The sequence below is a fragment of the Jutongia huaianensis genome (genome assembly GCF_014384985.1).
Taxonomy (GTDB): domain Bacteria; phylum Bacillota; class Clostridia; order Lachnospirales; family Lachnospiraceae; genus Jutongia; species Jutongia huaianensis.
The window spans coordinates 288,497-313,281 of the sequence record NZ_JACRSX010000002.1 but is presented as its reverse complement, the minus strand read 5'-3'; the positions used below and the strand labels follow the sequence as shown (position 1 = coordinate 313,281).

Here is a 24,785-nt window from a genome sequence, read left to right as displayed (position 1 = left end):
AAATCTTTTTGTCTTCTGAAATATCTTTTTTAAGATGTAATCTACATCTTTTATTTAGAATTTTCAGGGTTGTTTTACTGTTCAATTATCAAGCTTCTCTCAAGCGTTCCCGCTTGTTTTGTTGATCGCTTGTCTTGCGCGACAACGATATATAATTTACCACGCTTATCGTCATATGTCAACACCTTTTTTGAAATTTTTTTAATTTTTTTTATTTTTCCCTAAATCTGCCATTTCGGCATAGGACAATCAAATCACTTCATACCCTGTAAATAAGTATATTTCAACGCTGTTTACAGCTTTTCGAAAGGACTTGTCATGAAGCACTTCAAATTCCATTCAGATTTTGGTTCCTTCCTTCAATGTGGACTTTTTATTCTGTCTGTTATTTTAATTTCAGGGATTTCCATTTCCTATGGACAGAATCGTCTAGAAAAGGATTCCGTTGCAACACAGGCGGACATTTCCCCTTCCGGCAGCGCTGCTCCGTCTTCAAATACATATTCAAAAAGTCCCAAAAAACTTCCTATATACTGTGTCGATACCCCGGAAAAGAAAATTTCTCTGTCCTTTGACGCTGCCTGGGGCAATGAAGACACCCAGAAGATTATGGATATTCTGGACAAATATAAGGTACATGTTACCTTTTTTATGACAGGAGGCTGGGTAGAATCCTATCCTGACGATGTAAAGATGATTGCCAAAAGAGGACATGATCTGGGAAATCACAGCCAGAATCACAAACAGATGTCCCAGTTGTCTGCAGAAGAATGTAAAGAAGAGCTTATGTCTGTTCATAATAAAGTGAAAGAATTGACTGGAAAGGAAATGACTTTGTTTCGTCCCCCTTATGGTGATTATAATGATACCCTTGTAACCACTGCAAAGGAATGCGGCTACAACGCCATACAATGGGATGTAGACAGCTTAGACTGGAAGGATTACGGTGTGGATTCCATTATCAAAACAGTCTGCGAACACAAGCATCTTGGCAACGGTTCCATTATCCTGTGTCATAATGGTGCAAAATATACGGCAGATGCCTTGGAAACACTGATCACCACTCTTCGGGACAAAGGATATGAATTTGTTCCTATTTCTGAGCTGATCTACCCTGACAGTGATGAAATTGACACGGAAGGACGTCAGCATCCCTGCAATAGCTCCACAGCATTGTCATGTCCTTTTATTTGCCTTGATAAAACATAATAATCCAGCTGACAGATATTTTCCTCCTGCTCCAGCTGTGGGATGAATTTAACCGGCGGGATCAAAGTGCCTTCATTCTTCCACCGGATCAGTGCTTCTGGTATCTTTAATTTATAACTTTCATTTTACTTTATCTGCTGAATGGTGTACTATTGGATATGTGTCTTTTTGACATAATACCTATAATTTAGATCATTGTAATCCGGAGGAACAAATGATGAAAAAAAGAGAATCTTTTAATAATAGATGGGGATTTATCCTTGCCTGTATCGGATCGGCTGTCGGTATGGGGAATCTTTGGATGTTCCCCACCAGAGTTTCTATGTATGGCGGCGGCTCTTATCTGCTTCCCTATTTTATATTTGTAGCTTTGATCGGTTTTACCGGTGTAATTGGAGAAATGAGCTTTGGACGCGCTACGAAGTCCGGTCCCGTGGACGCCTTTGGCACAGCCTGCGAAATGCGGGGCCATAAAAAGATTGGTCGTATCCTCGGATATATTCCCGTCCTCGGCTCCCTTGCCATGGCGATTGGTTATACGGTTGTTATGGGCTGGATCCTGAAATATATGATTGGATCTTTTACCGGATCAACTCTTGCCCCGGCAGATGCCGATGGCTTTGGAACGGAATTTGGCAGTATGGCAACTTCCTTCGGCAATAACCTGTGGCAGATCATCGCTCTTGGCATCGGTTTCGTCATTCTTGTATTCGGAGTCAATCTTGGCATTGAACTTGCCAATAAGATCATGATGCCCGTTTTTTTCTGTCTCTTTGTAATTCTGGGAATTTATGTAGCCTTCCAGCCGGGTGCTATAAATGGCTATAAATACATTTTTCAGATTGAACCAAAGGCCCTTGCCGATCCAAAAACCTGGATCTTTGCACTGGGACAGGCATTCTTTTCTCTATCCGTTGCAGGAAACGGTACTCTGATCTATGGATCTTATCTGTCCGACGAGGAAGATATCCCTGCAGCAGCCGGAAGAGTTGCTTTATTTGACACCCTTGCAGCCCTCCTGGCCGCTCTCGTGATCATCCCTGCTATGGCAACTACCGGTGCCCGTCTCAACCAGGGAGGTCCCGGACTGATGTTTATTTATCTTCCTGCATTATTCAAATCTATGCCGGGAGGATATCTGATCGCCATTATATTTTTTGTGGCAGTCTTTTTTGCCGGTCTCTCCTCTCTGATTAACCTCTATGAGGCACCGATCGCAACAGTACAGGAATTATTTCATTTAGACCGCATGGTATCCTGTGGAATCATTGCTATTATCGCCTTGGCGATTTCCCTCTGTATTCAGGGCATTGTATCCGGATGGATGGATCTTTTGTCGATCTATATCTGTCCTCTCGGTGCCGGCCTGGCAGGAGTTATGTTCTTCTGGGTATGTGGCCAGAAATATGTAGAAACCCAGGTTAATACCGGAAGAACAAAACGGTTTACCGGAAAGTTTCTTCCGGTCTGTAAATATATCTACTGTCCAATCTGTCTTCTTGTCTTAATTTTAGGCATTATTTTAGGAGGAATCGGCTGATGCCGTTCCTCCTTTTATTAGTGTATAGGAAAATGCTTGTAGCGTAGAGGGAAGCCAACGAGAATTGCGAAGCAATTCTTGGAGGGCAAAACGCTGGTTTTGCCCTTTTTTATTATATCTGTTTTATTGTCTTATTATGATCTGTCTTTTGATTCGACAACGATGAGGACACCTGATTGAATCTGTATCCGGGCAGCATCTGAGCTTTCATCCATCTCATTGCTGATTGCACGGGCAATCCCCACCTCTAAAGTATAATCCTCTATAAGATACTTCAGCCCCTGTAATGTAACGCCTGTGACCTGTGTGGTAAGAGGAAGCAGAGATAAATACTTTCCATAAAAATCCTCACGCCGGATCTGCAGGGTTTGATCCATCAGCCGGATCCTGTTCTGTGGATCTGCAATATACGCCGGAACTCCTTTTTTTAACGGAAGCATCAGAATATTTACATTGGCCAGAAAATGATCAAGTCTTCCTCCGGTTGCTCCCAGAATATGAATCTCTAATGCTCCTTTTTCCAAAATCCATTCTATCACAAGCTGTGTGTCAACATAATCCTTTTCTTTAGGATAACGCACCCATTCACAGGCTTCCGATCCGGCCACTGTTCCATTCCGGTAAGATTCCAGAATTTGTGGGGTCACACTGTCAAAATCCCCCATAAAATAGTGCACAGGGAGTTTCAGACGATATGCCGTATTTAATCCGGAATCTGCACAGATCACCGTATCATAGCTGATCGAATCAATATATTTCCGGACAAATTCCAGGTCCACTTCTCCTCCGGTAATCAATAAAACTTTTCCCAACATATTATTTATTCCGTTCTCTCCTGATTTCTCTTACAGAAGCCTCAAATTCCCTGCGATCTCTCTGTTTCTGAATCTGTCTGCGTTGTACATCATAAATATAACGAATCAGCTTCTGATCAGATTCTTCATAAATACAGCCATAATAATAACGGAATCTGCGGTTTCCTTTTGGATGATCATCCACTCGTACAATGCTGCATCGAACCTGCAATGGACCATAATCTGAAGGGATCCTTGTGTAAAAACTGTTTTCAATTTCCAAAAGCTCATTGCTGTAAAATCCCATCCCGGTTTCACTGATATCATGAACAAAGCCTCGGATCTTTCTCTCCTCCGCTTCCTTCATGGGAACCATTCGCAATCTTTTTTCTATAAACACCTTACCGGATCGGTCATCCTCTTCCCGCTCCAGTTCAACGCCGTTTCCATCGACAAATGCCTCATACTCCTCTTTTACGAGGGGCACATAAGACAGTCTCTGTCTGTTGCCCGGAACCTGATAAAATCCAATTTCCACATCGGCATCAATGTTCACCCGGTATGCCTGCCTGCGGTTAAATGACTGTCCCTTATTCACAATCTCAAAGTAATGAACAGGTTCATCATCCAGCATTGCCAGTCCCGCCTTTACATTAAGCCACTCCCACATCTGGTCCTCGCTGCGGTATACCAGACGTATTTTATCCTCCGGACGAAATTTAAAGGCTCTGCCACCAGCCATAATCGCTGTCAGACAGATTTTTTTCACTCCCGTTTTTTCGACCTTGCTGACCAGACGATACCGATATCCGTCCCGGTCCACATAAATCTCCATTGTTTTGCCAAGTGCAATATTCTCAAGAAGCACCGGCGATCACCTCCTGTAAATCCCTTACATTTTCTCTGATGTTTCCACGAAAAACTGCTGTTCCCGCCACGGCAATATCCGTTCCATGTTCTATGATCTTTGTCAGATTTTCCCGGTTCACCCCTCCATCCAGCTCAATCTGATAAGATAATCCTTTTTCCTTCCGAAGCCGATCCAGCTCCTTCACCTTCTCTAATGTCTGCGGTATCAATTTCTGACCACCAAATCCCGGTTCTACCCCCATTACAAGAACCATATCAATCTGATCAAGATAAGGCAGAACTGCATCTACCCCCGTTGCCGGATTTACACTCAAAGCTACCTTGATCCGATACTGTTTCATTTCATCAATGGTCTTTTGTATATCACTGCAAGCCTCCACATGGACAGTAATACTGTCAGCACCGGCTTCCACAAACTCCCTGATATATCTTACCGGCTCCTGTATCATCAAATGTACATCAAAAAACATACCACAATCCTTACGTATAGAACGTATCACAGGCATACCAAAAGAAATCGACGGTACAAATGCCCCATCCATCACATCAATATGAAGAACTTTTGTACCACTTTTCTCCAGGGTATGCAGCTGCTCACCCAAATGCGTAAAATCGGCTGACAATATTGACGGTGCTAATTCACTCATAGCGATACCATGCCTTTCTTGGAATCTGTTTAATATTTTTTTTGCTGACGCAATTCCTCATAAAATTGTTTATAATTTTCGTATCTTGCTGATGGAATCTCCTGTTTTTCTAACGCATCTTTCACACCACAATCCGGCTCATTAATATGAACACATCCCAGAAAACGACAGGCATTGGATGCTTCTTCAAACTCAGGATAATAATGTCTTAAATCTTCCTTTTCTACATCCGGCAGACGCAGAGAAGTAAAGCCCGGTGTGTCCATAATATAGGTCTGATTCCCAATGCAGAACAGCTCTGTATGGCGGGTCGTATGACGTCCTCTTTTGATCTTCCGGCTGATCTCCCCTGTCTCCATCTGCGCTTCCGGAAAAAGCAGATTCATAACAGATGACTTTCCAACACCGGAGGGTCCTGCCATTACAGTGGTTTTTCCCTCCAATACTTTCCGCAGATGATCCATTCCTGTCCCATTTACGGTACTTGTCACCAGTACCTCAGCTCCACAGGAACGATATTGCGATACAATCGCCTGTATCTCCTCTTCTTTCTGATCATCACATTTATTAAAGCAGATGGTTACCGGAATATCCTGTGTCTGCATCATTAACAGAAATCGATCCAGCAAATTCAGGTTGGGTTTCGGAAAGGACAGTGCAAACACAACAACAGCCTGGTCCACATTTGCGGAAGCCGGACGTATCAATGCATTTTTTCTGGGCAATATCTCCTGAATATTCCCCAGTTTTTTCTCCTCATCCAGCATTTCAAACTCTACATTGTCCCCAACTAATGGTTTAACGTTCCGGTTACGAAATATCCCCTTCGCCTTACACTCAACCAGCATATCCTTCTCTGCTGATTCGGGATGAATATAATAAAAGCCGCCTACTCCACGAATAATTTTTCCAGTCATCATTTTGCTATTTTCTGGAAGTCAACAGAATACGTTCCTATCGTCTGTCCATCCTTACTTACTGTAATAGTCCCACTGTTTTCGCTCCAGCCCTTAATTGGAAATTCTTTCGGAAAATCATCATATTGCAGTGTTCCACTCCATACTGCCTGTGATTTTCCATCCTGTGTCAGAACCACCTTGATCATCGCCGGATCCTCATCAGGACTACTGAATGGATTATCACTTACGGTAACACTTCCCTCATAGCTGTAAGATGTCTCCTCCGTTTTCGGCGTTGCCGTCGGCTCAACTGCCTTTGATCCCAGACTGACAGAATACTGAACAATACTGCCCTTCTCTACCTTGGAACCGGATTTCTGTGTCTGACTGATAACAGTTCCTTTTGTCTTATCTGAATAAATATATGTTACTTTTGATTTTAAACCTGCGGCTGTCAATCTCTCCTGTGCCACGGATTCTTTCTTGCCCACCAGATTTGGAACTACGGCCTGATCCCCCTCAGCCCCCAGACTGATCACAAGATTTACACTGGTTCCCTCATCTACACTGGAACCGATCACTGGATCCGTGCTGATTACATTGCCCTTTGCAACAGTATTGTTATACTCCTCTGACACAGAGCCTACCTTCAGTTTGGCTGCTTCAATCATAGTTTTTGCATCAGCTTCTGTCTTATTGGATACATCCGGGATCGCAACACCTGATCCCTGACTGTAATAAATCGTAACACGGGCACCCTCATCAACCATCTCGCCCTCTGCCGGCTCCTGATCCGTAACAACATTCGGATCTTCATCGGCCTCCACCGGCTTTAACTGCCAATGAAGCTTATTGTCCGTCAGCAGCTGTTCTGCATCCTCCAAAGTCTTTCCGACAATCCCCGGTACCGGCACCTGACCATCCTCGGCCGCTGCTGCAGTTGCTGTCGGTGTTGCCGTTGCGGATGCCACATCCTTCGATTTGCCGGAATGTCCCCACCATCCGGCAAATTTACCAATGATAAGCACTACTCCAATAATAATGATCACTGCGACAACAGCGCTGCAGATCTTTAATATCTTTTCCAGCTTCGGATCAATCGCATCATCCTCATAATATGGCTCTTCTGCATCATAAGCATCCTCCCGGACAGGATCCACTGTTCTGGAAGCTTCTTTGATCGCATTTAATTCAATATCTGATATTTTTTTGGTTGGAGAAGGATCTACTACCATAGACTCCAGCTTTACATATTCTCCGTCCGGCTCGTTGACAGCCCGCTTTAAATCGGCGATCAAGGCAGCTGCATTCAGATATCGCAGCTCCGGCTTCTTCTGCATACACTTTCGGACAATCTTTGACAGACTCATCGGGATCTCCGGATCCAGCTCATGAAGCGGAACCGCCTCCTCCTGGATGTGAGACAGAGCTACTGCTACCGTACTGTCTCCCTCAAACGGAACATTACCGGAAAGCATTTCATACATTGTAACACCCAGAGAATAGATATCACTTTTCTCATCACTATAACCACCCCTCGCCTGCTCCGGACTGATATAATGTACCGAACCCATGGCATTGGAAGTGATCGTATTGGATGTGGCTGCCTTGGCAATTCCAAAATCCGTAACCTTTACCTTGCCCTCTTTGGATATAATGATATTCTGTGGCTTAATATCGCGGTGAATAATATGGTTGTCATGAGCCGCTTCCATACCCTGTGCGATCTGAACCGCGATTCCCACAGCCTCATTGACATCAAGCTTTCCCTTTTTTTCGATGAATTTTTTCAAGGTAATTCCTTCAACCAGCTCCATCACGATATAATTATAATTTTCATCCTCGTCAACATCATATACATTTACTATATTCGGATGTGACAAACCTGCTACTGACTGTGCTTCCGCACGGAATTTTGCCACAAACTTTGCATCACTGCTGTATTCCTGACGCAGTACCTTAATAGCTACAAAACGGTTTAACCGGTGATCCTTTGCTTTGTACACATCTGCCATTCCACCTGAGCCAACTTTATCTATAATCTCATAACGATCACTAATCATCATACCCGGACCTATCATGCTTTTCCTCCAATCTATACCTGAACAAGTACGGCTGTGATATTGTCACTGCCGCCATTATAATTTGCCTGATCAATCAATTTGTCTCCGGCTTCCTCCAGAGATCCTGCGTGATGAATGATATACTCAATTTCTTCATCCTCTACCATATTCGTCAATCCATCGCTGCAAAGCAGGATCACATCGCCCTCCTGCACCTGCAGTTCAAAATAATCTGCCTGAACCATCTCGTCAATTCCCAGCGCACGGGTAATAATATTTTTTTGCGGATGAACCCTCGCTTCACTTTCTGTTATATTTCCGATCTTTACCATTTCCTCTACCAGAGAATGATCTGTCGTAATCTGCTGTAATTCATCCCTCAATAAATATAAACGGGAATCGCCAATGTTGGCAACATAAAGAGTCTCCTCCTGTAATGTACATGCCACCATCGTGGTTCCCATGCCTTCATATTCGCTATCCTCCTGTGCCGATTCATAAACGGCACGATTTGCATATGTGATGGCTTCCTCAAAAATCGTTACCGGCGTCTTGCTGGCACTTTCTCTGATCTGATAAACCATATTTTCAATGCATAACCGTGAGGCACGGTCTCCTGCTTTATGGCCGCCCATTCCATCCGCCACAATAAACAGATTTCGGAAACTACCCACTGGGTTGTCACTGCAAAACAAGCTGTCCTGATTCATGGTGCGCTTAATGCCGACATCCGTTTTTGAATATGACTTCATGTAGTTTCCCTCCTTTGTCTTTATTTCGTAAATGATTCCAGACTGCAAATAATGTCTGAATATTTATTTCTTCTGCATATACTCATTATAATACACAATACATTTTACTATAGTGTCCATAAAAAGGCAAGCAAAATCAAGGAAGCACCGTTATTTCTGATTTTTATTTCTCAGTTGTCCACAAGCCGCATCAATATCGCTTCCCATTTCCCGGCGTATTGTCACGTTAATATGATGCTTTTCCAGTTCCGTCTGAAACTGTCTGATATTTTCAGGAACAGACCGGCTTCCCATTCTGCCCTCTACCGCATTTAAAGGAATCAGATTGACATGACACAACATTCCCTTAAGACGTGAAGACAGCTCCTGTGCATTTTCTCTGCTGTCATTGGTTCCCTGCACCATAGTATACTCAAATGTGACGCGTCTCCCGGTCTCCTCGATATATGCACGACACGCCTCCAGAATTTCATTCATTGAAAAACGGTCTGCCACCGGCATCATCTGTCGGCGGATCTCATCATTAGGTGCATGAAGAGAGATCGCCAGCGTAATGGTCAGCTCCTCTTTCATCAGATCGTAGATCTTCGGAACAAGACCACAGGTCGATAAAGTAATATTCCTCTGACTGATATGAAGACCGTTTTCATCGGACAGCATCCGGATAAAGCGGATCACATTTTCATAATTGTCCAGGGGCTCCCCGATTCCCATAATGATCACGTTGGAAACTCTCTCCCCGATATGTCTCTGAATCTCATAGATCTGATCTAATATTTCAGAAGCAGCCAGGCTCCTTGTTAATCCTCCCACCGTAGAGGCGCAGAAACGGCAGCCCATCCGGCACCCCACCTGGGATGACACACAGACACTGTTGCCATGATGATATCTCATAAGCACTGTCTCCACCATATTACCATCAGAAAGCTCCATAAGATACTTCCTTGTCCCATCCTTTTTTGATATCTGTTCCCGGCGTATGGTAACACCTCCCAACGAGCACTCCCTCTGAAGTTTTTCCCGAAAGGCTTTTGACAGATTTGTCATTTCTCCAAAATCCCGCACCAGCTTCTGATGCATCCACAGATAAAGCTGTTTTGCACGGAACTTCTTTTCTCCCAATGTTTCAACAAACACCTGAAGCTCCTGCAGATCCATACTTTTAATATCCGTCTTTTCCATTATCACCAAGCTCCTTTCTGCGGAATGCAGCCAGGAAAAATCCATCTCCTCCGGCCAGATCCGGCAGAATCTGGATATATCCGTTCCCTGCTGTTTCACACTTTGCCGCTGCAGGCACGATATCCTCCAAAGATACCGGCTCAAACGGCAGGTTCTGCCTGATCCATTCTGCCTGCTGTTCATTTTCTTCCGGTGCAATGGTACAGGTACTGTACAATAATATTCCCCCCGGCTTGACATAGCGATACACGGTTTGAAGAATTTTTTTCTGCTGTTGTGCCAGAGTTTTAATATCCTGTAGTTTTGTTTTATATTTTATATCCGCCTTATGTCCGATCACGCCCAGACCGGAGCATGGAAGATCTGCTATCACGACATCTGCAGTTTTTTCCCATTCCGGCAAAAACTCCATGGCATCATGCTTTTTTAATTTCACATTGTGAAAACCTGTCCGGATCAGATTCTGCCGGATCAGTGATACCTTATCCTTTGTCAGATCACAGGCACGGATCAGCCCCTCTCCGTTCATTTTGTCCGCCAGATGAATGGATTTTCCTCCCGGCGCAGCACATACGTCGATCACCACACTTGATTCATCTACAGGTGCAGCAGCGCCTACGATCAATGAGCTTTCATCCTGTACCTGAACCCAGCCGTTTTTAAATGCCTCCAGATCACCTAGTCTGCCGTAATTTTTTATATGAAGTGACACCGGAAATAATTTACCGGACTCCACCTTTACCCCCTGATTCTGAAGAGATGTGGTAATCTCGTCCTTGGATGCCCTGGACAGATTGCAGCGCAGACTAATTCCCCGATCCTCCTGCAGGAAATTCTGCAGGATTGCTTCCGTCTTTTCAAAGCCATATTGATCAATAAAACGGGTTACGATCCATTCCGGCATGGAATACCATACCGACAGATGACGCACCTCATCCTTCGCCTTCGGATATGGCGTATCCTCATAAAAACGCACCACATTTCGCAGAACTCCATTTACAAAACCCTTCAGCGGAATCAGATGATTGGTACAGGCAAGCTTGACCGCTTCGTTACACGCCGCACTGTCCGGCACCTGATCCATATACATGATCTGGTATACCGCCAGCCGCAGGATCTCCCTTACCATAGGCTTCTGCTTTGCCACAGGCAGTTTAGAATACCGGTCGATCACATAATCAAGCTCAATACAGCGTTCAACGGTTCCCTCCACAAGGCGCATCAAGAACGCCCTGTCACGCTGCTCCAAAGGATATTTTTCTAAAATACTGTGAAGCACTTTATCACAATATTCTCCGTTTTCCATAATCGAAACCATTGCTTCCAACGCAAGCTGACGGGTACTTTTTGCTATTGTATTATAAACTGTTTTTCCCGCTGCCGGTCTTCCCGTATTATTTCTTTTATTGTCCTGGGGCATTCTGTCTTTCTTCCTCCATCAATGAAATATGCTATCCATACCACAATATTCCTTGTGCAATATGATCTTTGTTCTTTTGAATTTATGACTGTAGTATATAATGAAATATGGCAATTCACTTAGCTTCAGGAAAGTGTACTTCCCACTTCTAAAGTATATCCCCTCAGAAATGACTCGGCATCCATCCGCTTTTTTCCCTCTAACTGCAGGGAATTGATCTTTAAAAGATCTTTTCCGGTCTGTACCATAAAACTGTCCTTTTCCACCTGAACGATCCGGCCCGGCTCCCCCTTTGTCTCGGAAGGAACTACATCGGCATCCCAGATCTTAAGCATCTTTCCGGCCAGATGGGTATATGCACTTGGCCATGGATTCAGTCCACGGATAAGACGCTCGATGACCTCTGCGCTCTGGGTAAAATCAATCTCTCCCAAAGCCTTTGTAAGCATTTTGGCATAGGTATGCTTCTCATGCTTCTGCGGAACCGGCGACAATTCTCCCTTTTCCGCCAGATCAAGAGCCTTTAAGAGCAGCGGACCACCCAGCTCCGACAGCTTATCAAACAGACTTCCCCCCGTCTCCTTGGGAGCAAGCCGGTATTTCTCCACCAGAAGAATATCTCCTGTATCCAGTCCCTTGTCCATCTGCATAATGGTAACACCGCTCTCCGAATCTCCATCAATTACCGACCACTGGATTGGTGCTGCTCCCCGAAGCTTTGGCAGAAGGGATGCATGCACATTCATACAACCGTATTTCGGCAGGTTTAAAACAGTCTCCGGAAGGATCTGTCCAAAAGCAACCACGACGATCACATCCGGCTGTAATGCTTCAAGCTCCGGAAAAAATGCCGGATCCTTGACCTTTTCCGGCTGTAATACCGGCACGCCGGCCTCCATTGCCTTTTCCTTGACCGGGGAAGGCTGCAGCTTTCCGCTCCGTCCCTTCGGACGGTCCGGCTGTGTCACAACGCCAACCACGTCATGTCTGCTGTCAAGCAGCACCTGTAATGTAGGCACTGCAAAATCGGGGGTTCCCATAAATACAACTCTCATATTAATCTCCATTTCTGAGCAACTTATTACATAAAAACTCGCCTGTTCTAGTCCTGCTCCTCCAGATCGGAATTATTCATCAGCTCCCCCTCTACCAGAGAAACATATAACTGTCCATCCAGATGAGCGATTTCATGCTGAAATGCTCTCGCCAGAAGCTCCTCGCCTTCTACCACGATCTCTTCCATGTTTTCATTCAGTGCTTTAACCTTGCAATAATTGGCGCGGGTCACGATTCCTGTCTTGCCCGGTACACTTAAGCATCCCTCATAACCTGTCTGTTCTCCTGACTTTTCAATAATCTCCGGATTGATCAGAATGATCGGCTGATCTCCCTCCGGAGAAACATCGATTACAACGATCCGTTTCAGTACACCAACCTGCGGTGCCGCCAGACCAACTCCCTGTGCATCATACATGGTCTCCAGCATATCCTCGATCAGAGTCTGTGTCCTGGGAGTCATCTTTTTAACCTCCCTGGATTTCTGATATAATAATTCATCTCCAATAGTGCGTATTGTACGAAGTGCCATAATGCTACCTTCCTTTCTGGGAGACTCCTGTCTCCATCTTTATAGATTAAAATCAAACTGCAGTCTGCAGTCCCGGTATCTTTCCTGCGCTTTCATATATTGCTCCAGCATATTTTTGATCTGGCGAAGCACCCGGTAATCCCTGCATTTGGCATAAATAATATACCGATGCACATCCTTTGCTTTTGCCAGCGCCGCCGGAGCCGGTCCCAGGACCACTACCTGTTCATATTGTCTCATTTGCTCTGCCAGTCCCTCCGAAAGCTCTCTGACATGGCGCAGATCCTCAGAAAGCACCAATACTCCTAGTATATTAGAAACCGGCGGATATTGCAAGATTTGTCTCTGAATCAGCTCCTGCTGATAAAATCCCATATAATCCTGCTTTGCTGCAGCCACAATACTGTAATGCTCCGGCTGATACGTCTGAAGCACCACATCCCCCGGCTTATCTCCACGCCCGGCCCTGCCTGCCGCCTGGGCAAGGAGCTGGTATGTTCTCTCCGCAGCCCGGAAATCACCTACATTCAGGGACAGATCGGCAGCCAGAATACCAACCAGAGTCACATTTGGAAAATCGTGTCCCTTCACGATCATCTGAGTACCGATCAGAATATCAGCACTCCCTGATGCAAAGTCCTGAAGAATCTTCTCATGTCCTTCCTTTCCCGTAGTGGTGTCCGCATCCATCCGAAGCACCCCGGCCTCCGGGAAGCGCTCCCGTACCATCTGCTCTACTTTCTGTGTTCCGATTCCAAAGGTTCCAATATATTTAGACTGACAATTCGGGCAAAGTGCCGGCATTGGTGTCTGATACCCACAATAATGGCATACCAGCTGATCCAGCCGGCCATACCGCATGTGTGCAGTCAAAGAGACGGAACAATGGGGACATTTTAACACCTCACCGCATTTTCTGCAGGACACTGATCCCGCATAACCGCGCCGGTTCAAAAACAAAATGATCTGCTCCCGTTTTTGCAAACGATCCTCCATCAGTTCTGTCAGTTTTTCTCCAAAAATAGAACGGTTTTTCCGTTCCAGCTCCTCCCGCAGATCCGTCACCCATATTCTCGGAAGTACAGCTCCTCCGGCCCGGTGAGTCAGTGTAAATAACCGGTATCTGCCCTTCTGTGCCCTATAATAAGACTCCAGAGACGGCGTTGCCGAACCAAGGATCACGCTGGCCCCCGTCATGGCCGCCCGGTGGACCGCCACCTCTCTGGCATGATACTTTGGTGGCATTTCACTCTGATAGCTTGTCTCATGCTCCTCGTCCATCACGATCAGTCCCAGTCGTTCAAATGGCGTAAACAGAGCAGAACGGGGTCCGATCATAATATCAATCTCCCCCGCCTTTGCCCGTTCAAACTGATCAAATTTTTCCCCCTGGGATAACCGGGAATGCATAACCGAAACCCGTTCACCAAACCGGCGGTAAAAACGGCTTACCGTCTGAAAGGTCAGAGCAATCTCCGGGATCAGCATGATCACCTGTTGTCCCTGTGCGATCACCTGCTCAATGATCCTCATATAAACCTCTGTCTTGCCACTGCCGGTCACGCCATGGATCAAATAGGTTTTGCGGACTCCTGCCAGATAATCTGCCGTTATGGCATCAACAATCACCTGCTGTTCCTGATTCAGTACCGGCGGCCGGTCTGATATTCCCGACTGATGCACCGGATTCCGGTACTGACGGTTTTCCGATATCCTGACGACCTCCTGCTCCTGCAAACTTCGAAGTACCGCAGGAGTTGCTTTATGATCTCTCTGGAGCACCTCGTAAGAAATGCCTTCTTCATAATCCTCCTGATCAAGAATCGCCTGCAGCACCCTTACCTTTGCCTTATAATGCTTTCTGGCATATTCCTGTAAAATCTGCTCCAGCTCGCTTCGTACCACGCAGGGATAGACCATCCTGGTGATCTTCTTTTTGATTTCCCGCCGCACCGGAAGCACCGCCTTAATGGCATCATTCATCGTAGAACCGTAATTTTCTTTGATCCAATAAGCAAGGGAAAGCAGGTGTGATTCTGCAACCACTCCCTGCTTCACAATTTCCTTTATTTCCTTTGTCTTGTGAACATCAAACTTGGCCTCACCGGACAAACCAATGATATATCCCTTCAACTCTCTGTTTCCGCTTCCAAAGGGAATGATCACCATGGCTCCGATCACCGCATCCTCATGCATCTCCTCCGGCACAATATACTGAAATGGCCGGTCCAGGCTTTTTACGGATATGTCTACGATTACATCTGCAAATATCATATGTTTCCCCATTTCGCACTACTCGGTTATTACTTTATAAAACGACCATCCTTCACCACATCCGCAACCAGCTCACGCTCATCCATATGATGCTTTTGTCCTTTAATCTCCTGATAGTCCTCGTGTCCCTTGCCTGCCAGTACGATCACGTCACCCTCTTTTGCATTCTCAATGGCATAACGGATTGCCTCTGCCCGGTCAATGATCGTGACATATTCTCCATCTGCCTTTTGAACCCCTGTTACGATATCATCCAGAATCGCCTGCGGCTCCTCATTTCTTGGATTATCCGAGGTAACAATGGTCAGATCTGCAAGTTTCGAGGATACTTCTCCCATCTGGAAACGTCTGTCTCTGGAACGGTTTCCACCACATCCAAACAGACATACGAGACGCTTTGGATGATATTCCTTTAATGTTGAGAGAAGACTCTCCAGACTCATAGCATTATGCGCATAATCGATCATCAGCGTAAATTTTGAGGAAACCGGTACGATCTCCACACGTCCTTTGACACGGATCTTTGACAGCGAATCCAGAATCGTCTCCTCTTTCACCCCAAAGTGACGACAGATTGCAATGGCTGTCATGGAATTATAAACACTAAACTTGCCCGGAATATCAATTTCCACATCCATATCCAGCTTACCGCTCATATGATATGCAACTCCCAGAGTGCCTCCCTTATCCATCAGATGCACATTAGAAGCACGCAGATCGGCATTTTCCGAAAATCCATAAGTCTCCACCTCACAGGTATGCCCCTGCAGAATTTCCTCCAGATGAGAATCATCTGCATTAAAAATACCCTGACGGCACTGTCTGAATAACAGGCTCTTGCAATGAATATAATCTGCCAGATCCTTATGCTCATTCGGTCCGATATGATCCGGCTCCAGATTGGTAAAGATTCCATAATCAAAAACAAAGCCGCTGACACGGTGAAGCATCAGACCCTGTGAGGATACCTCCATAACCACACATTTGCAGCCGGCATCTACCATCTTACGGAAGGATTCCTGCACCACATAGGACTCCGGCGTCGTATTGGCAGACGGAATTTTTTCTTCTCCGATAATGGTTTCAATCGTTCCAATGAGTCCCGTCTTGTAGCCGGAATGCTCCAATATGGAACGAACCATATAGGTTGCTGTTGTTTTCCCCTTGGTTCCGGTAATACCAATCGTGGTGAGCTCCTTTGCCGGATGACCGAAAAATGCCGCAGACGCCTGCGCCAGTGCCAGTCTGGTATCCTCCACGCGGATCACTGTCACATCTGCTGACACCTCCACATCCTTCTGAACGATCAAAACAGGACATCCTTTTTCTGTGACCTCTTTTGCAAAATCATGACCGTCCCGCACGGCTCCGCAGATACATACAAAGACAGCTCCCGGTGCCGCTTTGCGGGAATCATAGATCAATGCAGATATCTCCTGGTCAATATGTCCCTGAACCACCTGATATTCCATATCCTCCAACAATGTTTTTAACTGCATGATATCCTCTTCCTTTCTATCTCACTATTTGATCATTTCCATAGACTCTTCACTGAGTTCTCCGTCATAAACAACACTAGCCGGTCCTGTCATCCACACTGTGTCATTCGCCCGGTCATAAAAAATCTCCAGATCCCCTCCGAGAAGATGAACCGTCAGATGCTCCTTTGTTTTGCCGTTCAGAACACATGCTACCGCAGAGGCGCACGTGCCCGTACCACAGGCCAGCGTCTCTCCTGATCCCCGTTCCCAGACTCTCATATTGATCTCATGATCATTTAATACCTGAACAAACTCGGTATTGATCCGTTTCGGAAACAGTTTATGATTTTCAAAGGAAGGTCCGATCTTTTCCAGGTCCAACGACGAGGTATCATCTACAAATATGACGACATGGGGATTGCCCATAGACACTCCTGTCATCCTGTAAACAACTCCATCCACCTCTACCGGTTCGTCAATAAACTGCTCCTTCTCCGAAAGAATCGGAATCTGTGCCGGATTTAAGATTGGAGAACCCATATTAACCTTTACCATACGGACCTTTCCCTCTTCTACCGTCAGATCCAGATATTTCATCCCGCCCTTTGTCTCTACGGAAATACTGGTTTTGTCTGTGAGACCATAATCATAAACATACTTTGCCACACATCGGATTCCGTTTCCACACATTTCTCCCTCAGAACCATCTGCGTTGTACATTGCCATCCGGAAATCTGCCTGAGTCGAAGGACAGATCAGGATCAACCCATCCGATCCCACGCCAAAATGACGATCACTCACAAATTTTGATACCTTTGCCGGATCCTCTATCATCTTTTCCATACAATTCACATATACATAATCATTACCACATCCATGCATCTTTGTAAACTTCATAAATACACCATACCTTTCCCGGCAGTATGTGCCGCTGTATATATATTTTTAACGGAGTTTCTGTTTGGATTTTCTATAGTATATACAACAATATACGCAATAAATATCCATTTATTGTCTCAAACATTACAATTACTGCCATCATATTTCAAGGCATAACCTCTGCCATAACAATTTTCAATCCGGAATGGTATCCCGGTCAATTTTTTCCGCAGCTTTCGTATCATGGTATTGAGAACATCCTTCTCCGTCCCATCCTTTCTCTGCCAGATCTCCTCCATCATCTTCTCTGACAATACCATCTGTTCTTTATTCTGTAAAAGGAGACGAAACAAATAATACTCCTTACCGGTCAGCCCCAAAGTCTCTCCCTGCCACTCATAATCCTGCCGGTCCTCCAGATCCAAAAAACCCCGCCAGTAATGAAACGCACCGGAAACGCCTGCATATAAACGGAGCATTCTCTGCAGACGCAGGATCAGCACCGCTACAGATGTTCCTGCTCTGACATAATCATCCGCTCCCATTTCCAGGCATCTCACTTCCTCATAATCATTAGCAGGCTCCTGATATCCCAATGCGATCACCGGATATGTACTCCGACGGCAAACATTCGACAAAGTCTCAAACATGTCCTCCTGCCCGTCAAGACAAATCAACGCTGCGTCACATACCGTTTCATCCGTCACAATCGCTACATTTTCTCTCTGAAGCCTTTGTCTGATTCCTTTATCGTCTGCAGATGCGTTCGTGTATACCAGCAATCTCATAATCTGCCTCCTGTAAACTCCTCTTGAAATCTGCCATGTTCTCCAGACCGATTTTCCCCCTCCGTACGGCTCTTTGATAGCAATGATACTGCTTCCTCCACTGCTCCGGTGTCAAGTCAACCAGAACAATATCCGCACCGGCTCTCACCCCCTGTCGCATGCCATCCCGATCAAAAAATTCCACTGTCTGAGTCACCGGCATATACAGCTTCGGAAAAGACAAACGCAATAATGCCATCACAAAGTACGTCAGATCCAGCACCCCGTTTCTCTCTTTTTCAAAAGGGGTTCCATCCGATGCCAAAAAGGTTTCCACCATCATCATATCTGGTGCAAGCTGTCTCAAAAATGCAAACTCATCTGCCAGATCCGTGATCCGCTGATAGGGAGTACCGATCATAAATCCGGTTCCCACCAGATACCCAAGCTCTTTCAATTCCCACAGACATTGTTTTTTGCGAAGAAGCGACATTTTGTTCGGATGAAGTTTGTGGTAAAAGCGGTCGTCTGATGTCTGATAACATAACAGATATCCCTCTGCCCCGGCTTGTTTCCATGTCTGATACACTGCTCTTGACTTCTCTCCCAGAGACAAAAAGATTGTGATGTCCTTTGACAGCTTTTTCATTCCCCGGATCATTTCCGTAATCCGTTCTGTGGTATACCACAAATCCTCTCCTCCCTGGATCAGATAGTTTGTGATTCCATGCTGCAAACCGGCCTCGCAGCATGAAAGGATCTCATCCAGATCCATACGATAACGCTCCGCAAAACGATTATCCCTGCGCAAACCACAATAATAACAATCATTTTTGCAATAAGAGGATATATCAATGGTCCCAAGCCACTGTATGCTTTCCGCAGCCCGCTCCATCCGTGTCTGCATGGCATATTTACACACCAGCCCCATCAGCTCAGCATCACGGAAACGGATCATCTCCCCATATGCAGATGCATCCAGCTGTCCGGACACCCTTAAACGCTGTGCATATTCCTGAAGCCCCTCATTCAATGTTTTCTCCTCTTTTCCGTCTTTATACTTAAAGTCTTCCCCGTCTCATTACGTTTATGATGCCATATTTCTCCCCAAAACGCAAGCTGCATCCTTTCTTCCCCAAAAGAAAAAGACCTCCGTTATCGGGAGATCTTTTCTTTTATTCTACTTCAAACTGCTTCAGCAGTCCACATATCGTTTTGTCAAGCTCTGCTTTTAATTCCTCCAGGCTGCATGGCGTTCCATAAAGGATCACACTATAACAGGATGCACTAACCAGCTCCACGATCATGTAGATCATCAGCTCCTTCTGACGGAATTTCCGATTGGACTCTCCCAAAATCTCATCAAAGATATCCATACACTTAATATTTCCCATATTACTGATACGGATATGAGAAAATACAGCCCAACTGAGATTTTTAGAAATAAAACGCATCAGTGCTTTATTTTCATTAAGCTGATCCACTACATGATTTACAAGAAAGACTACTTTTTCTTCCAGAGTGGAGAATTCTTCCTTCCTCATCGCCTCCTCTGCCCTTTCAAAAAGACGGCTTGCCTTATTGGCAATCAATCTGTCTCTGATATCATACTTATCCTTAAAGTACAGATAAAAAGTCCCCTTCGCCATCTTTGCCTGTTTCGCAATATCGGATATGGAAGTGTTATTGATCCCCTTGGAGGTGAAAAGCTCGAATGCCGACATCAGGAGTGCTTCCTGCTTCTGCTTCTTTTTTTCTTCGACACGCTCGCCCATATAAATCCCCATTTCTATAGGATCATCCGGAACTTAAGCTCCGGATGATCCTTAAAAGCCTCTTATCTCATTAATCCTCATCTGACGTCAGTTCTTCTGTTGCCATAATGAACTTCACACTGCCGTCCATACCATCGGCATTTCCACTGAAGCTTGTATAATCACCGGAAATGCTGCTGATCTTGGAAAGTCTGTCATTGAGATTATCCGCACTGTCAAGCATCTCCGTTACGGCATCCGCAATCTTATTGATACCATCCTTATCAAACTCTTTCATTCCATCCTCTAAGATAGAAGCACCATCATTGAGGCTGTCAATTCCATCAGAGACCTTACCGGTTGCATTGACCAGCTTTGTCATACCTGCAAACAGCTTGCCTGTTCCCTGATCCAGAGTAACCACTCCCTTGCGAAGCTTATTGCTGTTACCGGTAAGTTTCTTTGCTCCCTTAGTGATCGTGGATGCATTCTTGATCAGACCTGCTGCTCCATCATTCAACGCTTTATTGTTGCCAGTCAGTGTACCGGCTGCTGTATTCATCTTGCCAATGCTCTCAGAAAGCTGTGTTACACCTGCTTTCATCTGTGCATTTCCATCAGTCAGCGCCTTGGAGCTGTCACGAAGCTGTGCTGCATATCCGGACATAGTACCTGCTGCTGTTTCCAGAGAAGCGGCTCCTGTATAAAGGTTTGTTCCTGTAGATGTCTTGTCTGTTGCTGCCTTCATAGTTGCAAGCGCTGCTGCGAGATCTGCTGCACCATTCTTGTCGGCATCTCCATCTGCCTTGCCGTTTGTAGCGGCATCCACTGCGGCTGCCACCTGCTCACCGCCCTGAATATACCGGATCGCACCCTGTAATGCTGCAACTGCCTGTTTTGCGTCAGCATTTCCTGCCTCTGCCCCCGGCTGATACTGCTGTACCAATGCCTGCAGTCCATTCACACAAGCTTCCAGCTCGGCTGTCTGTTTCAGCTGCGATGCTGCCGCATTGATCTGTGTAACTCCTGCCTGTGCTGCTGTAAGACCATCGTCAAGCTGTCCGATGCCATCCTTCAGACTCTTGGTTCCTGTGGTCATCTGATTCATATTTTCTTTTGCAAGAAGCTTATTCACAGAGGCAACATATGTGTCAACACCACTGCCAAGCTGCTCATACTGTGCCGGCAGATCCTTTGTAGCGGTACGGAGCTGATTGATTGCATCTACCAGCTGACTGGTACCGGAGGTGTATGCCTGCACACCCTTTGACAATGTCTTAGCGCCATTTACATAAGTGGTAACACCTTTCAAAAGCTTATCGGTACCCTTTGTATAGCTTATAATTCCTGTCTTTAATGTGCCGGTACCATCCTTTAATGTGGAAACTCCGTCCTTTGCACTCTCGACAGCATCTGCATACTCGGAAAAATTGTCACTTAACTTCTCGGTTCCCTCATGAAGCTTCTCAGTTCCGTTTACAAGCTGTGAGGATGCATCCGTCAGATCATCAATCTTATCGGTGAGCTCATCCATATCGTCAATCTTATCAAAATCAAGCTCATTAAAAAGCTGATTGGTTGCTACAGTATAAGTGGAATTCATCTCAAAATCTTTCACATCCGCCTTGATGGTTACCGTGTCTGTGATCTTGTCACTGATCTTGGAGGTATCAATATCCATATCATCACCAAAATCAAGATTATCAAGATCAAGGCTTTCTGCCAGCCCCGGAAAACCATAGGCAACAACTACATCATTGTCCCCCTCCGACACCAGAGTACCGTTATCGATCGTAACATTTTCAAAATTATCTACCGGAAGGATCATTCCTGTTACCATCATAAATGGGGTGTAGAGTTCTGTCTGCTTACCAGCCAGGGAAACTGTCTGTTTGGAATGATTTGTATACTTAATGGTCATCTCAAGCTTACCGCTCTTTCCAATCAGATCCTTTGGTGCTGTCTCCTTACCATCCAGTTTATAGGTGATCGTCATGCTGACCGGAAGGTCTTTATCAGTCTTGCCCTGATAATAAATATCCTGATCCCCTGTATTCCAGGTAAGCTTGTCGCCGTTCTGCTCAAATTTCTCATCGCCCTTTACGTTTTCGATATCTGTCAGGTCTGACACGTCCTTCACGCTGCCATTGATACCTGAATTTTTCAACCAGTCAGATACAACCACATCCTTTACACTTCCTGCGGCATCTGTATTGACATATACTGTCTCCTGCTTTGATACCTCATCCTTATCCAGTCCACCGGACTCATTTGTTTTCACCTTTTCACTTGATACACTGGCAGCCATAGCATCTACTGCAAATGTGTGACCGGCATATTCTACACTGCCGGTAAGAAGACCGGCTGTCAAAACCCCCGTTAATCCTAATGCCAGGATTCGTTTCATATTCTTTCTCATAGTAATAGTCCTCCATTCTTTTCTCAGCCCGCAAACTTTGAGCCGCAGGCACAAATTTGCAAAGCGAATTGCATTCGCTTTATACTGCCTTTCTGCTAATCTATGATAACTTTGCCTTTTTCGCTTCTTTATCTCTCTGAATAATACCGGCTTTACGCATATCCCATGAAGTCCGTACGATCACTCCGTCAAACAGCCACAGCATTGCCGGCAGGATACAGATAACAACTACCATACTGATCACAGCTCCTCTGGCAAGAAGTGTTACAATAGACTTGATCATATCGATCTGGGAATAAAGACTTACGCCAAAGGTTGCGGCGAAGAATCCAAAACCACTGGTTAAAATCGATTTAACGGATGTCTTGTGTGCAATAGTGACGGCTTCAGCCTTGCTTGCACCGTTGATCCTCTCCTTGTGATAACGGCTGGTCATCAGGATCGCATAATCCACGGTAGCACCAAGCTGTATGGTTCCGATCACGATACTCGTCACAAACGCTAACGACGTATTGGTATAATATGGAACCGACATATTGCAGGCAATCGCAAACTCAATCACAGATACCAGTATGATCGGTATGGAGATTGATTTAAATGTGATCAGGATGATCAGGAAGATTGCTGCAATGGAAATGGTATTTACATTCTTCAGATCCACATCGGTAACATCCTGCAGATCCTTCATCAGCGGCGCCTCACCAATAACCATGGCCCCCTTCTGATAGCTCTTTACAATCTTATTGATATCGGTGATCTGTGCATTGACCTCATCCGTCGCCGATTTGTAATCGGAGCATATAAACATCAGCTCATAATCCTTTGTCTGTAAGATATCCCGCAGACTGTCCGGAATCATACTCTCCGGCATATTCGGTCCAAGCAGGGAGCTGAGACCGATCACCCATTTTACACCATCAACCTTCTCGATCTTATTGCTCATATTCTTTTTGTCCTTTGCAGACAGATCTCCGTTTTTCATCAGAACGATATGCATATTACTCATATCAAACTCCTCGGAGAGTTTATCATTTGCAATAGCACTTGGGATGGTCTTTGGTAATGAAGAATCAATATTGTAATAAATCTTGTAATTTGCATTACCATAAGCTGCCGGTGCGATCAAAAGCACGAATAATGCCAGCGCAACCCAATGATACTTCACAACTATCTTAGACAGACCGTCCAGATTTGGCAAGAGAGATTTATGAGAAGTTTTATCAATTGCTTTATCAAAGGTCAGGATCAATGCCGGAAGCACTGTTACACAGGCGATAACACCAATGATAACACCCTTTGACATTACGATGCCGATGTTGGTACCAAGTCGGAAAGTCATACTACACAGTGCCAGGAAACCGGCAATCGTTGTCAGGGAACTACTTGATATAGATACAAATGTATTGGTAATGGCATGCTTCATCGCACGCTTGTTATCTCCCGGGAATCTCTCCTTATTGGCCTCGTAGCTCTCCAGCAGGAAGATGGAATAATCCATGGTCACCGCCAGCTGCAGCACCGCGGCCAGGGCCTGGGTGATATACGATATCTCTCCCAGCATAAAGTTACTGCCCAGGTTATATACGATCGCCATACCGATATTCACCAGGAAAATGAATGGAGTTACAAAAGACTCCATCGTGATCAAAAGCACTAAAAGAACCAAAGCTCCGGCGATCATTACATAAACCGGCATCTCCTTTAATGCAAGGTCTTTAATATCCGTTACAACTCCGGACATTCCGGCGGCAAACGCTTTCTTTCCAACTGTCTTCCGGATATCGGCAATGGCATCCATAGTATCATCGGCTGATGTCGTATTGTCAAACAGCGCGATCATCATAGTGGCATCTCCGTTAAAGAATGCGTCCCTCAACTTCTTCGGCATCATCTTCGTCGGAACCGAAATATCCAGCGCATCATCATACCAGAGAACATCCTCCACATGATTAATGGTCTCGATCTTCTTTTCCAGATCTGCCGCATCCTTCATGGACATATCCTCCACAACGATCATGGAAAACGCTCCCATTCCAAATTCATCCACCATGACATCCTGTCCCTTGACCGTCTCAAGACTATCCGGCAGATAACTCAGAATATCATAATTCACTCTCGTAGAAACATAACCGATTCCACTTGGAATCAACAGTATCACGGCAAGCAGGATAATAATATTTTTATGCTTGGTGATAAATTCTGCAAGTTTCTTCATGTCATTCCTTCCTTTCTCTTTAATTTTAAAAA

General features: G+C 45.3%; 20 protein-coding genes. 2 read left to right on the top strand and 18 right to left on the bottom strand.

Annotated elements, in window-relative coordinates; all coding sequences use genetic code 11:
- Positions 1-318 precede the first annotated feature (318 nt).
- Together H8704_RS03420 and H8704_RS03415 are read left to right on the top strand one after the other, a co-directional pair.
- On the top strand, positions 319-1,209 hold the full coding sequence (locus H8704_RS03420; RefSeq protein ID WP_249297346.1) for a polysaccharide deacetylase family protein: 891 nt from the start codon (positions 319-321) through the stop codon (positions 1,207-1,209).
- A gap of 214 nt (positions 1,210-1,423) precedes the next feature.
- Positions 1,424-2,749 (top strand): sodium-dependent transporter, encoded by a 1,326-nt coding sequence (locus H8704_RS03415; RefSeq protein ID WP_330605812.1) that lies wholly within the window; start codon positions 1,424-1,426, stop codon positions 2,747-2,749.
- Positions 2,750-2,883: 134 nt separating this feature from the next.
- On the opposite strand, the gene H8704_RS03410 is transcribed toward H8704_RS03415, so the two are convergent.
- From H8704_RS03410 to H8704_RS03325, 18 genes are all read right to left on the bottom strand, one after another.
- Positions 2,884-3,564 (bottom strand): thiamine diphosphokinase, encoded by a 681-nt coding sequence (locus H8704_RS03410; protein WP_022465607.1) that lies wholly within the window; start codon positions 3,562-3,564, stop codon positions 2,884-2,886.
- A gap of 1 nt (position 3,565) precedes the next feature.
- Positions 3,566-4,411 carry a PilZ domain-containing protein gene (locus H8704_RS14210; protein WP_022465606.1) on the bottom strand — a complete coding sequence of 282 codons (846 nt, stop codon included), beginning with the start codon at positions 4,409-4,411 and terminating at the stop codon, positions 3,566-3,568.
- A complete protein-coding gene (rpe, locus tag H8704_RS03400) occupies positions 4,401-5,060 on the bottom strand; it encodes a ribulose-phosphate 3-epimerase (protein WP_249297344.1) in 660 nt (219 codons plus the stop codon). Before rpe ends, H8704_RS14210 begins: the two co-directional genes overlap by 11 nt.
- Positions 5,061-5,089: 29 nt before the next feature.
- Positions 5,090-5,977: a ribosome small subunit-dependent GTPase A gene (gene rsgA, locus H8704_RS03395; RefSeq protein WP_249297355.1), complete on the bottom strand. Its 888-nt coding sequence runs from the start codon at positions 5,975-5,977 to the stop codon at positions 5,090-5,092.
- Positions 5,977-8,040 carry a Stk1 family PASTA domain-containing Ser/Thr kinase gene (pknB, locus tag H8704_RS03390; RefSeq protein ID WP_022465603.1) on the bottom strand — a complete coding sequence of 688 codons (2,064 nt, stop codon included), beginning with the start codon at positions 8,038-8,040 and terminating at the stop codon, positions 5,977-5,979. Before pknB ends, rsgA begins: the two co-directional genes overlap by 1 nt.
- Positions 8,041-8,054: 14 nt before the next feature.
- Entirely contained in the window at positions 8,055-8,774 is a 720-nt protein-coding gene (locus tag H8704_RS03385; RefSeq protein ID WP_118678629.1) for a Stp1/IreP family PP2C-type Ser/Thr phosphatase, read from the bottom strand.
- Positions 8,775-8,924: 150 nt separating this feature from the next.
- Positions 8,925-9,956, bottom strand: coding sequence for a 23S rRNA (adenine(2503)-C(2))-methyltransferase RlmN (rlmN, locus tag H8704_RS03380; protein WP_022465602.1), 1,032 nt, complete (start codon positions 9,954-9,956; stop codon positions 8,925-8,927).
- Entirely contained in the window at positions 9,937-11,376 is a 1,440-nt protein-coding gene (rsmB, locus tag H8704_RS03375) for a 16S rRNA (cytosine(967)-C(5))-methyltransferase RsmB (RefSeq protein ID WP_249297342.1), read from the bottom strand. The genes rlmN and rsmB overlap by 20 nt, the downstream gene beginning before the upstream one ends.
- 125 nt (positions 11,377-11,501) lie before the next feature.
- The gene (gene fmt, locus H8704_RS03370) at positions 11,502-12,431 is read right to left on the bottom strand and encodes a methionyl-tRNA formyltransferase (protein WP_249297341.1); all 930 of its coding nucleotides are present in this window, start codon (positions 12,429-12,431) and stop codon (positions 11,502-11,504) included.
- A gap of 47 nt (positions 12,432-12,478) precedes the next feature.
- Positions 12,479-12,964: a peptide deformylase gene (gene def, locus H8704_RS03365; protein WP_022465599.1), complete on the bottom strand. Its 486-nt coding sequence runs from the start codon at positions 12,962-12,964 to the stop codon at positions 12,479-12,481.
- A gap of 39 nt (positions 12,965-13,003) precedes the next feature.
- On the bottom strand, positions 13,004-15,238 hold the full coding sequence (gene priA / locus H8704_RS03360; RefSeq protein WP_249297340.1) for a replication restart helicase PriA: 2,235 nt from the start codon (positions 15,236-15,238) through the stop codon (positions 13,004-13,006).
- Between the two features lie 29 nt (positions 15,239-15,267).
- Positions 15,268-16,737, bottom strand: coding sequence for a UDP-N-acetylmuramoyl-L-alanyl-D-glutamate--2,6-diaminopimelate ligase (locus H8704_RS03355; RefSeq protein WP_249297339.1), 1,470 nt, complete (start codon positions 16,735-16,737; stop codon positions 15,268-15,270).
- A gap of 24 nt (positions 16,738-16,761) precedes the next feature.
- Positions 16,762-17,616, bottom strand: coding sequence for a diaminopimelate epimerase (gene dapF / locus H8704_RS03350; RefSeq protein ID WP_022465596.1), 855 nt, complete (start codon positions 17,614-17,616; stop codon positions 16,762-16,764).
- Between the two features lie 119 nt (positions 17,617-17,735).
- Positions 17,736-17,978 carry a helix-turn-helix domain-containing protein gene (locus H8704_RS14510; RefSeq protein WP_408611186.1) on the bottom strand — a complete coding sequence of 81 codons (243 nt, stop codon included), beginning with the start codon at positions 17,976-17,978 and terminating at the stop codon, positions 17,736-17,738.
- Positions 17,979-18,345: 367 nt separating this feature from the next.
- A complete protein-coding gene (gene hydE, locus H8704_RS03340; RefSeq protein ID WP_249297338.1) occupies positions 18,346-19,398 on the bottom strand; it encodes a [FeFe] hydrogenase H-cluster radical SAM maturase HydE in 1,053 nt (350 codons plus the stop codon).
- 142 nt (positions 19,399-19,540) lie between these two features.
- Positions 19,541-20,140, bottom strand: a complete 600-nt coding sequence (locus tag H8704_RS03335; protein ID WP_022465593.1) for a TetR/AcrR family transcriptional regulator — start codon at positions 20,138-20,140, stop codon at positions 19,541-19,543.
- A gap of 70 nt (positions 20,141-20,210) precedes the next feature.
- The gene (locus tag H8704_RS03330) at positions 20,211-22,538 is read right to left on the bottom strand and encodes a YhgE/Pip domain-containing protein (RefSeq protein WP_249297336.1); all 2,328 of its coding nucleotides are present in this window, start codon (positions 22,536-22,538) and stop codon (positions 20,211-20,213) included.
- A 100-nt stretch (positions 22,539-22,638) separates the two neighbouring features.
- Positions 22,639-24,753 carry an efflux RND transporter permease subunit gene (locus H8704_RS03325; RefSeq protein ID WP_118678611.1) on the bottom strand — a complete coding sequence of 705 codons (2,115 nt, stop codon included), beginning with the start codon at positions 24,751-24,753 and terminating at the stop codon, positions 22,639-22,641.
- Between the last annotated feature and the right edge of the window lie 32 nt (positions 24,754-24,785).

Excerpts from the sequence above, each read along its gene's own strand:
- dapF (WP_022465596.1), bottom strand. The coding sequence starts at position 17,616 with ATGAAGTTTACAAAGATGCATGGATGTGGTAATGATTATGTATATGTG.
- rsgA (WP_249297355.1), bottom strand. The coding sequence starts at position 5,977 with ATGACTGGAAAAATTATTCGTGGAGTAGGCGGCTTTTATTATATTCAT.
- def (WP_022465599.1), bottom strand. The coding sequence starts at position 12,964 with ATGGCACTTCGTACAATACGCACTATTGGAGATGAATTATTATATCAG.
- H8704_RS03410 (WP_022465607.1), bottom strand. The coding sequence starts at position 3,564 with ATGTTGGGAAAAGTTTTATTGATTACCGGAGGAGAAGTGGACCTGGAA.
- H8704_RS03325 (WP_118678611.1), bottom strand. The coding sequence starts at position 24,753 with ATGAAGAAACTTGCAGAATTTATCACCAAGCATAAAAATATTATTATC.
- priA (WP_249297340.1), bottom strand. The coding sequence starts at position 15,238 with ATGATATTTGCAGATGTAATCGTAGACATATCCGTAAAAAGCCTGGAC.
- H8704_RS03355 (WP_249297339.1), bottom strand. The coding sequence starts at position 16,737 with ATGCAGTTAAAAACATTGTTGGAGGATATGGAATATCAGGTGGTTCAG.
- H8704_RS03415 (WP_330605812.1), top strand. The coding sequence starts at position 1,424 with ATGATGAAAAAAAGAGAATCTTTTAATAATAGATGGGGATTTATCCTT.
- rpe (WP_249297344.1), bottom strand. The coding sequence starts at position 5,060 with ATGAGTGAATTAGCACCGTCAATATTGTCAGCCGATTTTACGCATTTG.
- rsmB (WP_249297342.1), bottom strand. The coding sequence starts at position 11,376 with ATGCCCCAGGACAATAAAAGAAATAATACGGGAAGACCGGCAGCGGGA.
- rlmN (WP_022465602.1), bottom strand. The coding sequence starts at position 9,956 with ATGGAAAAGACGGATATTAAAAGTATGGATCTGCAGGAGCTTCAGGTG.
- H8704_RS03420 (WP_249297346.1), top strand. The coding sequence starts at position 319 with ATGAAGCACTTCAAATTCCATTCAGATTTTGGTTCCTTCCTTCAATGT.
- H8704_RS03385 (WP_118678629.1), bottom strand. The coding sequence starts at position 8,774 with ATGAAGTCATATTCAAAAACGGATGTCGGCATTAAGCGCACCATGAAT.
- pknB (WP_022465603.1), bottom strand. The coding sequence starts at position 8,040 with ATGATAGGTCCGGGTATGATGATTAGTGATCGTTATGAGATTATAGAT.
- fmt (WP_249297341.1), bottom strand. The coding sequence starts at position 12,431 with ATGAGAGTTGTATTTATGGGAACCCCCGATTTTGCAGTGCCTACATTA.
- H8704_RS03330 (WP_249297336.1), bottom strand. The coding sequence starts at position 22,538 with ATGAGAAAGAATATGAAACGAATCCTGGCATTAGGATTAACGGGGGTT.
- H8704_RS03335 (WP_022465593.1), bottom strand. The coding sequence starts at position 20,140 with ATGGGCGAGCGTGTCGAAGAAAAAAAGAAGCAGAAGCAGGAAGCACTC.